The 13,308-nt window shown below is 51.5% G+C and carries 12 protein-coding genes and 1 pseudogene; 10 read left to right on the top strand and 3 right to left on the bottom strand.

The window, feature by feature from the left end; all coding sequences use genetic code 11:
• Positions 1–82 precede the first annotated feature (82 nt).
• The 5 genes from WH45_RS07890 to WH45_RS07870 all read left to right on the top strand — a co-directional run bounded on the left by WH45_RS07890 (position 83) and on the right by WH45_RS07870 (position 6,059).
• Positions 83–529 (top strand): hypothetical protein, encoded by a 447-nt coding sequence (locus tag WH45_RS07890; RefSeq protein ID WP_152663510.1) that lies wholly within the window; start codon positions 83–85, stop codon positions 527–529.
• A 132-nt stretch (positions 530–661) separates the two neighbouring features.
• Positions 662–1,747, top strand: a complete 1,086-nt coding sequence (locus WH45_RS07885; RefSeq protein ID WP_082096603.1) for a C40 family peptidase — start codon at positions 662–664, stop codon at positions 1,745–1,747.
• Positions 1,748–1,856: 109 nt separating this feature from the next.
• Positions 1,857–2,504, top strand: coding sequence for an HAD family hydrolase (locus WH45_RS07880; RefSeq protein ID WP_046213840.1), 648 nt, complete (start codon positions 1,857–1,859; stop codon positions 2,502–2,504).
• A gap of 467 nt (positions 2,505–2,971) precedes the next feature.
• Positions 2,972–5,401, top strand: a complete 2,430-nt coding sequence (locus WH45_RS07875; protein WP_046213839.1) for a LamG-like jellyroll fold domain-containing protein — start codon at positions 2,972–2,974, stop codon at positions 5,399–5,401.
• A gap of 322 nt (positions 5,402–5,723) precedes the next feature.
• Positions 5,724–6,059 carry a magnetosome magnetite crystal formation protein family gene (locus tag WH45_RS07870; protein WP_046213838.1) on the top strand — a complete coding sequence of 112 codons (336 nt, stop codon included), beginning with the start codon at positions 5,724–5,726 and terminating at the stop codon, positions 6,057–6,059.
• 247 nt (positions 6,060–6,306) lie between these two features.
• Here the strand turns inward: WH45_RS07870 and WH45_RS07865 are convergent, their stop codons facing one another.
• Positions 6,307–6,861: a GNAT family N-acetyltransferase gene (locus WH45_RS07865; protein WP_046213837.1), complete on the bottom strand. Its 555-nt coding sequence runs from the start codon at positions 6,859–6,861 to the stop codon at positions 6,307–6,309.
• Positions 6,862–7,084: 223 nt separating this feature from the next.
• The gene (locus WH45_RS07860; RefSeq protein WP_046213836.1) at positions 7,085–7,531 is read right to left on the bottom strand and encodes a DUF6376 family protein; all 447 of its coding nucleotides are present in this window, start codon (positions 7,529–7,531) and stop codon (positions 7,085–7,087) included.
• Positions 7,532–7,718: 187 nt separating this feature from the next.
• Here WH45_RS07860 and WH45_RS07855 point away from each other — a divergent pair, with 187 nt between their 5' ends.
• The gene (locus tag WH45_RS07855) at positions 7,719–7,964 is read left to right on the top strand and encodes a DUF6953 family protein (protein WP_046213835.1); all 246 of its coding nucleotides are present in this window, start codon (positions 7,719–7,721) and stop codon (positions 7,962–7,964) included.
• A 24-nt stretch (positions 7,965–7,988) separates the two neighbouring features.
• Positions 7,989–8,147, top strand: a pseudogene (locus WH45_RS24210) (hypothetical protein); the annotation flags it as partial.
• Between the two features lie 62 nt (positions 8,148–8,209).
• On the opposite strand, the gene WH45_RS07850 reads toward WH45_RS24210, so the two are convergent.
• On the bottom strand, positions 8,210–8,437 hold the full coding sequence (locus tag WH45_RS07850) for a hypothetical protein (protein WP_046213834.1): 228 nt from the start codon (positions 8,435–8,437) through the stop codon (positions 8,210–8,212).
• Positions 8,438–8,665: 228 nt separating this feature from the next.
• On the opposite strand from WH45_RS07850, the gene WH45_RS07845 reads away from it, so the two are divergent.
• From WH45_RS07845 to WH45_RS07835, 3 genes are read left to right on the top strand one after another with little or no spacing between them, the layout of a single operon-like run.
• Positions 8,666–9,367, top strand: a complete 702-nt coding sequence (locus tag WH45_RS07845) for an FHA domain-containing protein (RefSeq protein WP_046213833.1) — start codon at positions 8,666–8,668, stop codon at positions 9,365–9,367.
• 35 nt (positions 9,368–9,402) lie between these two features.
• On the top strand, positions 9,403–11,322 hold the full coding sequence (locus WH45_RS07840) for an ABC transporter ATP-binding protein (RefSeq protein WP_046213832.1): 1,920 nt from the start codon (positions 9,403–9,405) through the stop codon (positions 11,320–11,322).
• A complete protein-coding gene (locus WH45_RS07835) occupies positions 11,303–13,159 on the top strand; it encodes an ABC transporter ATP-binding protein (protein ID WP_046213831.1) in 1,857 nt (618 codons plus the stop codon). Before WH45_RS07840 ends, WH45_RS07835 begins: the two co-directional genes overlap by 20 nt.
• Positions 13,160–13,308 lie beyond the last annotated feature (149 nt).

Here is a 13,308-nt window from a genome sequence, read left to right as displayed (position 1 = left end):
CTGCATGTTTTGCTATTTCAAATTCGTCCGCTCTCCGCGGCGGAACGCTGAAGCCAGTCAACCTGTCGATCCGCTGGAAAAGATGTTTCGTCCTTCCAGTCTGTTCGACCGTCTGTCAATGGCGATAATGATCTCACTCGGACTGGTCGTTGTGGTAGCCGGGGCTTCCTTTGCCGCGTATGCTTTTTTCTATCTCGGTTCGCTGGTGAACCTGATCCGGTTTGACGGACGGGACAGTGCACTGATCTATTCGGTCTGGACGGTGGCGGGTTTATTTTTACTGGCCATTTATGTACAGCCGGCTACGGTAGAGTATGTCTATCCGCTGCTGCGGCGCAGCCTGACGTTCTGGCAGACCCAGGTGATCGCGATTGTGCGCAATACGATTCTGCTGTATACACTGTCCGAGATTCAGCCGGGCGTCGATACGTCGGGGATCTGGGGAGCTCTCGGTCTGGCCGCGGTATTTCAGCTGATTCAGTGCATCCGTTTTGATGAGGATCTGGAAGAAGAACTGCGGCGCAAATAAGAGATTTTTTATTGTGAAATGACGTCTGCTGCCAGCTGGAATATGCTAAAATAGTACAAAAAATGGAATCTGGATTATACCAGCGTTTGCTGCCTGTATAATCTACCTTTATGATCCAAAGGAGATTACTGGATGAATACAAAACAGAACACGATGATCAGACGTTCGGGCGGATGGGCCGGTACAGTGCTGCTGCTCACTGCCTGTCTGCTTATGCTGACAGCATGGACAGCAGGCCAGATTGCGTCGGCCGCATCCGGACCGAATTCCGCAGCTGGAGAGGATTGCACAGTGAATCAGAAGGCACGCAAGCATTATGTAAATGTGGCGGTAGCTACTTTATGGACAGAGCCGGGACTGGCGCGCAAGCTGGACGCCCCTTCGCTGACCAATCCGGTGAACATGGAGAAATGGACAGCAGCCATGTCGACCGCTGACCAGCGCCGCTGGCTGACCGGCAAGCTGGAGACACAGGCACTGTACGGACAGGAAGTGCGTCTGCTCAAAGTCCAGGGTGACTGGGCGTATGTAGCTGTTATCGGGCAATCCACCCCGCGCAGCAAGTACGGCTATCCGGGCTGGCTGCCACGCAATCAGATTCTGACAACGACGACCGGCGCTGCCTACAGCAAGTGCCCGACAGCCATAGTCAATGCCAAAACAGCCAAGTTGTACGATACAGACCGCAAGAAAAGCTTGTTGACGCTGAGCTTCAATACCCGTCTGCCGGTGGTAGCTACCGAAGGCAGCTGGCTGCAAGTGCATACGCCGGATAATGGCACCGCCTGGCTGCGCAAGCAGGATGCCGATGTGTATGATCAATTATCCGATATTCCAACCCCAACGGGAGCGGAGCTTGTGGAGACCGGTCGACAGTTCCTCGGACTGCCTTATCTGTGGGCGGGCGTATCGGCTTATGGATTCGACTGTTCCGGATTTACTTCCACCATATATGGATTCCATGGCATTGATCTGCCGCGGGATGCGTCAGCCCAGATCAAGGAAGGCACCAAAGTGGGCTGGAGCGAGATGCAGCCGGGTGATCTGATGTTTTTTGCCCATAATAACGGCAAGGGCAGTGTGCACCATGTGTCCATGTATATCGGCAATGGCCAAATGATGCATTCTCCAAAAGCAGGCAAGACGGTGGAGATTATCCCGATCGATACACCTGCCTACAAAAAGGAATTTGCCGGTGCCCGCCGCTATCTGAAATAATGACTATCGATTGGAAATACAGGAAATATATATAATTGTATACATCATTACTGTCATACCAGGCATGTAATCAGGGTAATGTACTTCTACAGTCTAAGGAGGTCAATACATGATTACATGCCTTATTTTTGATCTGGATGGAACGATTGGCAATACCGAGCCGCTCTGTCTGGAAGCATTCCATCAGGCGGTTGAACCATGGGCCGGCAGGAAGATCAGCGATCAGGAGATTATGGATGCATTTGGCCCGTCGGAAGAAGGGATTGTGCGCGCTCTGCTGCAGGATCACCGCGAAGAGGCGCTGCATGACTATATCCAGTGTTACAAGGAAATGCATGACGCGATCTGCCCGGCCCCGTTTGAAGGTATCCGTGAGCTGCTGTCCTGGGCGAGGGAACAGGGAATTCATATTGCCATGGTAACGGGAAAAAGCCAGCCGACGAGCGATTATACGCTGCATCAATTTGGTATTGCATCCTATTTTGAATGGATAGAAAATGGCATTGCCGAGAAAGAGATCAAGCCTGAGGGTATCCGGAATGTACTAAAGCAGCTCGATATTCCAGCAGAGCAAGCATTGTACATTGGAGACAAGCCTGGTGATATACAGGCTGCACGTGAAGTGGGTATTCCCATTGCTTCCGCATGCTGGGCCGGGGCGGCAGACGAGCAGGCTCTCAGGGAGGCACAGCCGGATCATCTGTTTACAACAGTCCCACAGTTAACGGACTATCTCCAGCAGGAAGTGCAGAATTAGAAGTCCCACAGGCTGCAGACTGGCAGACAAAGGCATAAATAAGCATGAAGAAAGATTACGCTAAATACACTGCTGAGCAGCATGGATATACTGGATACAGCACCTACAAAGCCCGCCATCAAGGAATATGGCCGGGCTTTTTTTGACGAAAAAAAGGAAGGGTGTATAGATAATCGGCAGCAATCCAGCAGCATTAGAGCATGTATGCATATAACTTTATGGAACTATAATATAAATATTTATTTAACAAAAACGTTTATTATACATAGATATGTGAATATATTTCTTGCTTAATTCCATAGTTGTGAATTATGATGTTTGTAAGCGCTATCTCTTACTATTGCAAGCATTTATGCAAGCGCTTTATATTGTAAAAATAAACATATTCATTAACGATGTAGTGGATGCTGGTTACCCAACCATCGATCCCTGTATCACTTTATTCATATACAGAGAGGAAGAAAATGATGAAATCAAAAAAACTGTTATGGCAAAAAACCAGCCTGCTCGCGCTGGGAACCGCATTATTACTACCGGGGAGCATCTCCGCCGCAGCCGGAGCCGATCAGCCCAAGGCGCCGGTGCAGGTAATGTCCACCGATTACATCCAGCAGCAGATGAACTCGCTCCAGGCCAGCCGTACAGCAGTGCCAACGTACAAGGAAGCTTCCGTACATGATCCATCTGTGATCAAAGTCGGCGATACCTTCTACATATTCGGATCTCATCTGGCTTCTGCCAAATCCAAAGATCTGATGAACTGGGACATGATCTCTTCCGGAGTAGCCGACGGCAATCCGCTGATCCCGAACGTAACGACCGAACTGCGCGAGGCGCTGGACTGGGCCCAATCGGATACACTCTGGGCGGCAGATGTGATCCAGCTGGCTGACGGCAAATTCTACATGTACTACAACGCCTGCAAAGGGGACTCCCCGCGCTCGGCCATGGGTATTGCGGTAGCGGACAGAATCGAAGGTCCCTACAAGGACAAAGGCATTTTCCTGAAATCCGGCATGTGGGATCAGAAGAGCGAGGATGGCACCATCTATAATGCACAGATTCATCCGAATGCGGTAGATCCCGATGTGTTCCTGGATAAAAACGGCAAGCTGTGGATGGTATACGGATCGTACTCCGGCGGCATCTTCGTTATGCAGATGGACCCGGCTACCGGCAAACCGCTGCCTGGACAGGGCTATGGCAAAAAGCTGATCGGCGGCAATCACAGCCGAATTGAAGGCGCGTACATGATGTACAGCCCGGATACCGATTATTACTACATGTACCTGTCCTTTGGCGGTCTGGACGCGACTGGCGGCTACAATCTGCGCGTCGTTCGCTCCAAGACGCCGGATGGACCTTTCTACGATGCCGCAGGCAACAATATGACCAACGTCAAGGCAGATCCGACCAAGCCGCTGTTCGATGACGATTCCATCGAGCCATATGGTGTCAAAATTATCGGCAACTACCAGTTCAACCGCGAGATCGGCGATCCTGGCGAAGGCACCGGAGCGGGCGCCGTATCACCGGGCCATAACTCTGCCTATTACGATGAACAGACCGGACGTTATTTCCTGATCTTCCATTCCCGCTTCCCGGGACGCGGCGAGGCACATGAAGTACGCACCCACGAGATGTTCATGAACAAAGACGGCTGGCCGGTCGTTGCTCCATATCGCTATGCCGGTGAACAGCAGCCGCTCGCTACGGTCAGCAAAAGCGAGATTGCCGGCAGCTACCAATGGATTACACAGGATAAAAATATCAGCGCAGACATTCACCGTTCCGTCTCCGCCCAGCTGAATGCAGACGGCACCATTACCGGCGATATTAGTGGAACCTGGGAGCTGCAGGGCAAGAATACCGGCATTTTCACGGTTAATGGTGTGAAATATACCGGCGTATTCCTGCATGAGACCAATGCGGATACCGGCAAAACGGTGCTGACATTGACCGCGCTCTCTTCCTCGGGTGTAGGGGTATGGGGCAGCCAGCGTGAAGTGCTCAAAGACAAGCAGATCGTCTCCGGGGTGGATGAAGATCTGAGCCTGGGCGATACGAGTGCCGTCTTTTATAATCTGGATCTGCCGCTGCAAGGAACACGCGGTTCACAGATCAGCTGGCGTTCGACCAAGCCGGATATAATCTCCAACACCGGACAGGTCACCCGCCCGGCAGCCGGTGAAGGCAATGCCAAGGTAACCCTGATTGCGACGATCACCAAAGGCGGCTCCAAAAAGAACAAAAATTTCAAAGTGACGGTGCTGGAGCAAGGACGCGGTCCGCTGCTGAGCCACTACAAGTTCGATGAGAATTCCGGTACGACCGTGATCGACAGCACCTACAATCACTATGACGGTACGCTGATGAACGGCGTAACCCGGAATGTGTACGGCACAGGCGGCATGATTACGCTGGATGGCCGGGATGATTATGTGCAGCTGCCGGGAACCGTGACAGATGGCGAAGACTTTACGTTTGCTACCTGGATTAAATGGGATGGCGGCGCAGCCTGGCAGCGGATTATGGACTTTGGAAATGGTATGAATAGCTTCATGTTCCTGACGCCGTCACAGGGAACAGGAATGCAGTTCACAATCCACCAGAATAATATCGACCAGAGCATCGTGACCGGCTCGACCCTGCCGCAGGGCAAGTGGGTACATGTCGCAGTGACTCTCGCGGGCGATACCGGCAAATTGTACCTGAATGGACAGCTGGCCGGCAGCAATGACAAGATAACCTTCAATCCGCAGAACCTGATGACCCGTGAAGCCTATCTGGGCAAAAGCCGCTTCGCTGCAGATGCCTATCTGAAAGGCAGCCTCGACGATGTGCGTATCTACAACAAGGCACTGAGCGCAGACGAAATCGCCGGACTGGCGAAGTAAATTCATCCGGCATAGTGCTGTGCAGTACAGTGCACAAAGGCAATAGACTGAAATGGGTAGCAAAAAACAAAATAATAAAAGAGATAAAAAGCCAAAGAGCTATCCCGTATGTTAAGGGACAGCTCTTTGGCTTTTTGGCCAGGTATATACTGCAGCATGTACAATATTCATATATGTATAATTCTGCCTACTCAAACCTATCCGGCAGTGTTATAATCTGGTTGAATTTCAAGATACGGCAAACTACATAACAGCACGTTCAATCTTACATACCTGCCGCTAATCATGAACTGACAATATAACGATTAGAGAGGTAATGTCCATGTCCAATTTTCAAGATCCGTATCCACAGGAAGATCCGAACGATGTACAAGCCAACAAGGTAATGGCGATTCTGGCGTATATTCTGTTCTTTATCCCGCTGCTGGCAGCGCGTAATTCATCATTCGCCATGTATCATGCCAATCAGGGGCTTGTTCTGTTTATCGTGGCGGTAGCCGCCCAGGTCGTAGTGCAGATCATTCCAATTATCGGAGGATTATTGTATCCTTTCGTCTTCCTTGCGATTCTTGCCTTTATGATCATCGGCATTATCAATGCAGCCAACGGACAGCGCAAGCCGCTGCCGTTGTTTGGTAATGTTCAGTTGATCAAGTAAATTGAGGAGAACGCCTGATTGGCGAACCCCAACCTTTTTGTAAAGGGGACACGGATTTGCAGTCTGGGAATGTTGTTCGGATGCGTGTCATTTTTGAGCATAATGGAACGCTGAGCAATTAAAAAGCTTCTCTGTCCGTATGAACGGATAGAGAAGCTTTTTGCATTTCTTTTGAGAGCATGTATATCCCTGGGAATCTATACGGTGCGATTAGAATCCTACTGGCTATAAGGTAGAAAAAGATCTCTTACAATGAACGCTGCCCGGATGTTCTCGCACGGAATTCCTGCTGCAAAATGGAATACTGATAGGAGTCCCGCCACTGCTGCTTGTAATACATATGTCCCCGCAGATGTCCTTCATAGGTCATGCCGATTTTTTGCATGACTTTGGCCGAGCCTGTATTCTCCGGGCGACATCTGGCATAGATCCGGTGTAGGTCCAGCTGACCAAATCCATATTCCAGCATGGCCTGGGCAGCTTCCGAAGCATAACCCTGACCCCAGCAGTCCGGATGATAGCAGTACCCGATTTCTGCCTGTCCGGGAGAAGACAGATGCAGTCCGCAGCCACCGATGAGCTGCGAGTTTTCTTTACGGATCACCGCCATTTCATAGACGGTACGAGGTTCCTGCTGCTGCTCGCGCAGTATCGATTCCACGTAATCCAGCGTATCTTGCTCTGTATTGGGTCCCCATATCGTATGGCGGGTCACTTGTAGGTCCGAAGCGTAGGTATGGACAGCCGTCCAGTCGTCCATGACCAGTTCCCTGATCCACAAGCGTGATGTCTCTAGCTTCATAAAGGTACCTCCTTATCCGGTAATTATGTATGATAGTACTTTACCTAACCTCTATTATATATATCCTCACCTATATCTATATTCATCATATAGCCCCATCAGCTGGCCGCGAGTATCTTTCTTGTTGGAATAAAAGAAAAGATCCTCGTGGCCCTGATCATGCTGATGGATGATGATATTAATAAATGTCATTAATACTATTCGTTCGGTTGATCAAGTATCGTTAATTATTACCCAGCTGCTGGAACTGGTTGAGCAGTCCGGTGATCTGGTCGATCGTCTGGAAAATAGGGGAGTTGTTCAGCGTCTCGGGAGTCAGCTTGCCGGCCTGAGCCTGATCGATCAGACCATTCACTTCCGTGCTGAGTGTATCGGTGTAGCCGGACAGCTGCTGATGCAGCTCCTGTGCAAATCCAGGTACCTCCAGGTTCTGGAATTGGCTGATCTGGGATTGGGCATTTTGCAGCTCCTGGATCAGCGTCTGGCGGGCATCCGGGTTGGTGATCGCCTGCTGCGCCAGATCGGGCAGCTGCTGGGACAGCTGGGAAGTATCATTAATATATGCGGTTACCTCGCTTACATAGTTCACGGACTGATTGACCTGATCCAGTGCCGAACAGCCGGACAGTAATCCGACGAGCAGCAGCATGGGCAAAATATATTTTTTCATGGGGAATGCACTCCTTTTCGGATGGTTACAGTATACTACTGTTAGGGAGAACCTATGGTTTCACAAAATCGTGCACAGCCATCCCGCCGGAAGCAGGCTGCTGGAGCAGCAAACCGGCTGTATCGTATAGGTTACACATTTGAATGACAGCATATCGCTAAGCAATTAGCACGGAAAGGAAGACCATATGGAGCCTACAGTAACAACAGAGCAGCAGATCGCACAGTGGATGGTCGACCAGATTCGCCAGCAGGGCATGTTAAAGCAGGAGGATGCCATCGCCCATGTACGCGCCGAATATGGGGAGCAGTACCTGTTTACCAGCGAGAGCGGCAATATTTCACTGGACAAGGAAATCAAAAAAGCATTCCGCAAATCTCACGGCGGCCGGGTTGCCTGGGATCGTGACGGATTTTTCTGGGCATGGACATAGGAGAGTCAATTCTCCTTTTATCCGGAAATGAACAATAACTGCCGGAACTGCGGCATCAGGTACAGCAAAAAGCGTCTGCATGAAGCAGGCGCTTTTTTTATAATAAGCTTGAATGCAGTGAATGCAGTGAATGCAGTGAATGCAGTGAATGCAGTGAATGCAGTGAATGCAGTGAATGTATGAAATGCATCGTGCCCAGCAAGCAGGCTGCAGCCTTCCGGGAAATCGTTATGTCTAAATGTCTACTAATTGCGCAACAGCAACGGTTGACGGGATGCTTCCGCAGACGGATCGGTTTTGTCCATCATCAGCTGGTGCAGATCGTCCAGATCCTGAATATGCAGCTGCTGTACACCGCTGCCTGTACCGCTATCCTGAGGAACAAGCCTGTGATCCAGATATACATACAGCGCCATGCTGCTGGCAATCAGAAAAGAAAGCAGTCCATAGATAAGTATTTGTCTCGGTTTCATGTTTACAGTCTCCACTTTGAAATATATTCCACAAATTGTATAGTATAATGAAAAGAAAGTTGGCCGATGGTTCTGACCATGATTGTGGTACGCAGTCTCTCTATCTATACACTATAAAAGCCACACGGCAAGCAAACAATGAAATGAATCTGATGAAATTGTCACTGTCTCTGCGATCAGCTGCAGGAAGAAATGCTTTGGCAAAATACCCGAAAGTGAGAGATTAACATGCCGGACATGATTAAATTGATTGTCGACACGGCCGGCCAGGAAGGCCATGGTTCGTTTGTTTATGTGGAAAGTCAAAAAGAAATAATGATCGGCAGGCATACCGGTACGACCCGGCTGGATCTGCCGCTATATAACCAGCTGGTATCCAAGCAGCACTGCCGGATTACCCGCCAGCACAATGAAGTATACATCGAAGATCTGGGCAGCAAAAACGGCACCGAGCTGAACGGCCAGCGTCTGCAGCCTTACCGCAAGTATCCTGTTGCGGACGGAGACCAGCTGACCCTGGTCAACGGGCTGGTCGGTCTGCGTCTGGAGCGCGGCGTCGACTTTGAAGAGACGCGTGAATACCGAATCAGCGATCTGCTGGAGCATGAGATCCGGCTGAATGATTATTTGCAAAATATTCAGGTGAGCGGCGACAGCATTACCCTGTCCAAAAAGGAATACCAGCTGTTCAAGATGCTGTATAACTGCCTCGATCACTTTGTGACCCGGGAGCAGATTGTACGTGAAGTCTGGCCGGAGCGGTGCGTGGAAGATGCCGAACTGGTGGGGGTGGACGAAGTGAATTCACTCATTTACCGGACGAATAAAAAGCTCGGTGATCACTTTGTCATCAAGTCAGTATACAAAAAAGGGGTATATATGAAGAAGCAGTCCCAGAATGAAGAGATCGACACCGTATCTCCATCCTGATGCTGTAGGGTATATCTGTCACAAGGGGGATGCACATGTCGCTTATGTTTGCCTTTCTCAAAAAGTACCGGGTTGCCGCTGTGCTGGCGCTGCTCATGATGTTCATCGAGCTGGCGCTGGAACTGCTGCAGCCCTTTCTCATCTCCAAAATTATTGACGATGGTGTCAGCCAGAAGGATGCGTCCACAGTACTGCTGTGGGGCGGCATCCTGGTGGGTGGCACGGTTATCGCTTTTATCGCCGGGATCTTCAGCTCCTTCTATGCCTCGTATGCGAGTCAGGGGCTTGGCTATGATCTTCGGGAAGCGCTTTATAAAAGGGTACAGTCCTTCTCGTATGCGCTGTTCAGCCGGTTCTCTTCGTCGTCGCTGATCACCCGTCTGACCAATGATGTGACCATTTTGCAGGATATGCTGTTCATGGGTCTGCGCTTTATGCTGCGGATGCCGCTGCTGGTCGTCGGCAGCAGCGTGATGGCGCTGATCGTCAATGTGAAGCTGGGTCTGCTGCTGGTGGTGGGTATCCCGGTGCTGCTATTGTTCGTTATCGCGGTAATGAAGCGAGCTGCCGCCAGGTTCCAGCTCGTACAGCGGCGTCTGGACAAGGTCAACAATGTAATGCAGGAAAATCTGACCGGTATGCGGTTGATCCGCGTGTTCGTACGCAAGCATCATGAGCGCAAGCGGTTTGAGCAGCACAGTGGTGAGCTGATGACTGATACGGTAGCTGCGCTGCGGCTGACCGAGACGACGATGCCGTTTATTCTGTTTATTATGAATGCCAGCATTATCGCGGTGCTGTGGTTTGGACATCGTGATATTATGTCCGGCAGTGCCTCGGTCGGTGAAGTGGTGGCGATTATCAATTATTCGATGCGTACGATGGGAGCGTTATCCGCGTTCTCGATGATCGTGGCTTCCTTTTCCAGAGCGAGAGCGTCGGCAGAGCGGATGGAGGAAGTGATGAATGCATCGGAGGAAGAATTGAGCAGCCGGATGTCGGCATCTTCATCACCGGATGCATCGACTGCGGTCAGTCATAATAATCATAAAGATGCTGCATCAGGGCAGGATATCAGCGTATCACAGCATAACGGAGCTGCAGCAACAGGACGGCAGGATAGAATCATCACTGAAAATAAAGAAGCTGCTGCGCCCGGTCCCGCTCTTCATACGAACGATTATCCAGTACCAGAGCAGCAGCGGGGGATTGTATTCAGTCAGGTCTCCTTTAAATATCCGGGTGTGGAGACGCCGATTCTGACGGACATTTCCTTTACCGCGAGATCCGGCCGCATGACTGCAATTATGGGCGCGACCGGTTCGGGCAAATCCTCGCTCATACAGCTGATCCTGCGATTGTATGAAGCGAACAGTGGGCATATTTATTTGCAGGAACAAGATATTCAGGCAATGAGTGATGAGCAGCTGCGCGGCATGATCGGCTATGTACCGCAGGAGATTGTACTGTTCAGCGGCACGATTCGTGACAATATCGCCTGGGGCTCCGAGCATGCCAGCATGGAAGAGATTGAGGCGGCAGCGCGGATGGCCCAGATTCATGAGACGATCGCCAAGCTGCCGAATGGATATGATACGCTGCTTGGTCAGCGGGGCGTGAATCTGTCCGGCGGACAGAAGCAGCGTCTCTCTATCGCCAGAGCACTGGTACGCCGCCCGCAGATTCTGCTGCTGGATGACAGTACGAGCGCGCTCGATGTACGCACGGAATCGATGCTGCTGGAGAGTATCAGCAGTCTGTCCTGCACGACCATTCTGATCACCCAGAAGATCAGCTCGACGATCCGGGCGGACCGAGTACTGCTGCTCGGTGACGGACAGCTGATTGCCCAGGGCAATCATGAACAGCTGCTGCAGGAGTCGGAGCTGTACCGCCAAATCTATGCATCCCAATTTGGAGAGGAGGAACCCGGCCGTGTGGAAAGTATTCACTGATCCTTTTCGTATCCCCAGACCACCGGCAGTGGCGGCCGAGGAGCCGGGTGATACTCCCCAGCGCACTCCCGCAGCAGGCAAAAGGCGGCGGGCCAAAGACTGGAAAGGCACGCTTGCACGCATCTGGAACTATTTGTCCCATCGCCGGGCCAAGCTGTTTCTCGTGCTGTTCATGGTACTGCTGACTTCGGCATTAACTCTGCTCGGACCGTATCTGGTCGGCGTAGCGATCGATGATTTTCTGGAACAAAATGCAGGCAGGCAGTGGATCTGGTTCCTCGCGGGCTTGGCGGTTGTATACCTTCTCAACTCGCTCACCTCCTGGCTGCAGAACGTATGGATGATCGAGATTGCCCAGGAGACGGTCTACCGAATGCGGTCGGATCTGTTCTCGCATTTGCACCGGCTGCCAATTCCGTTCTTCGGGAAAAGGCAGCAGGGGGAGCTGATGAGCCGGGTAACCAATGATATCGAGAATGTCAGCTCCACACTGAACAGCTCGGCGATCCAGATTTTCTCCAGTGTGCTGACGCTGATCGGGACGCTGGGGGTAATGCTGTGGCTGAGTCCACTGCTGACCCTGCTGACCTTTGTCGTCGTGCCGCTGATGGCACTGGGGATGCGCTGGATTACCCGGCGCACCGGTCCGCTGTTCCGGGAACGGCAGCGCAATCTGGGGGAGCTGAACGGTTATATTGAGGAGACGCTGTCCGGGGAGAAGATTATCAAGGCATTTGCTCAGGAGCAGCGGGTTGTTGGCGAGTTTGGCGAGCGCAATGACAAGATACGATTCTCCGGATTCTGGGCGCAGACGATCTCAGGATTTATTCCCAAGCTGATGAATGGACTCAATAATCTGAGCTTTGCCCTGATCGCGGGCGCAGGAGGACTGCTGGCGATTCGCGGCGCGATTACGGTTGGAGTGATTGTCATTTTCGTGGAATATGCCCGTCAATTCACCCGCCCGCTGAATGATCTGGCGAACCAGTGGAATACGCTGCTGTCCGCGATTGCCGGAGCCGAGCGGGTATTCGAGATTATGGATGAAGATGTGGAAGAATCCGATGAGCAGCAGGCGGTTGAAGTGAAGCAGATCCGCGGAGAAGTGGAGTTCTGTGATGTGTCCTTTGGCTATGATGCCGGAGAGGGACGAAGTACCCTGCAGCATATTTCCTTCCGGGCAGAGCCGGGTGAGATGATTGCTCTCGTCGGACCGACCGGTGCCGGTAAGACGACACTGATTCAGCTGATTTCGCGTTTCTATGATGCGGATGAAGGTATCATTACAGTCGATGGACAGGACATCAAGCAGCTGCGCCGGGCGAGTCTGCGTGAACATATGGCCTTTGTGCTGCAGGATTCCTTTCTGTTCGAAGGCACAATTATGGATAATATCCGTTATGGACGGCTGGAAGCGACAGATCAAGAGGTGGAGCAGGCAGCGGTGATGGCCAATGCAGACAGCTTTATCTGTCGTCTGCCGGATGGCTACCAGCATCATCTGGGCCGTGACGGTGGCGGCATCAGCCAGGGACAGCGTCAGCTGCTCACGATTGCGCGCGCCATGCTGGCGGACCCGGCGATCCTGGTTCTCGATGAAGCCACGAGCAGCATCGATACCGTCACCGAGATCCGAATTCAGGAGGGGCTACAGCGCCTGATGGAAGGCCGGACCAGTTTTGTCATTGCCCACCGCCTGAACACAATCCGTTCGGCCGATCAGATTCTGGTCCTGCGTGACGGACAGATTATGGAAAAGGGTTCCCACGAGCAGCTGCTGGAGCAGGGGGGATTCTACAGCGATCTGTTCCATAGTCAACTGAAGGTCTCTTCCTGACCTGCTGAACTAGAGCATATTGGATGCTCATGATTATGCCTGTAGCTGTAATTCTGTAATTGTAGTCGTTTGTATATTCATGTAAATAAAAGAACGCCCTGTCATCGACAGAGCGTTCTTTTTGGTATGTTCTATGTGTGTACGTTGCA

Source organism: Paenibacillus wulumuqiensis, from assembly GCF_000971965.1.
In the GTDB taxonomy this organism is placed as follows: Bacteria; Bacillota; Bacilli; order Paenibacillales; family Paenibacillaceae; genus Saccharibacillus; species Saccharibacillus wulumuqiensis.
Note: the sequence above shows the minus strand (reverse complement) of the source record. Positions and strands in the feature narration are given on the sequence as shown.

Coding starts and splice junctions, on each gene's coding strand:
- WH45_RS07860 (WP_046213836.1), bottom strand. CDS start 7,531: ATGAAAAAATATATTTTGCCCATGCTGCTGCTCGTCGGATTACTGTCC.
- WH45_RS07855 (WP_046213835.1), top strand. CDS start 7,719: ATGGAGCCTACAGTAACAACAGAGCAGCAGATCGCACAGTGGATGGTC.
- WH45_RS07870 (WP_046213838.1), top strand. CDS start 5,724: ATGTCCAATTTTCAAGATCCGTATCCACAGGAAGATCCGAACGATGTA.
- WH45_RS07880 (WP_046213840.1), top strand. CDS start 1,857: ATGATTACATGCCTTATTTTTGATCTGGATGGAACGATTGGCAATACC.
- WH45_RS07875 (WP_046213839.1), top strand. CDS start 2,972: ATGAAATCAAAAAAACTGTTATGGCAAAAAACCAGCCTGCTCGCGCTG.
- WH45_RS07840 (WP_046213832.1), top strand. CDS start 9,403: ATGTCGCTTATGTTTGCCTTTCTCAAAAAGTACCGGGTTGCCGCTGTG.
- WH45_RS07845 (WP_046213833.1), top strand. CDS start 8,666: ATGCCGGACATGATTAAATTGATTGTCGACACGGCCGGCCAGGAAGGC.
- WH45_RS07850 (WP_046213834.1), bottom strand. CDS start 8,437: ATGAAACCGAGACAAATACTTATCTATGGACTGCTTTCTTTTCTGATT.
- WH45_RS07890 (WP_152663510.1), top strand. CDS start 83: ATGTTTCGTCCTTCCAGTCTGTTCGACCGTCTGTCAATGGCGATAATG.
- WH45_RS07885 (WP_082096603.1), top strand. CDS start 662: ATGAATACAAAACAGAACACGATGATCAGACGTTCGGGCGGATGGGCC.
- WH45_RS07865 (WP_046213837.1), bottom strand. CDS start 6,861: ATGAAGCTAGAGACATCACGCTTGTGGATCAGGGAACTGGTCATGGAC.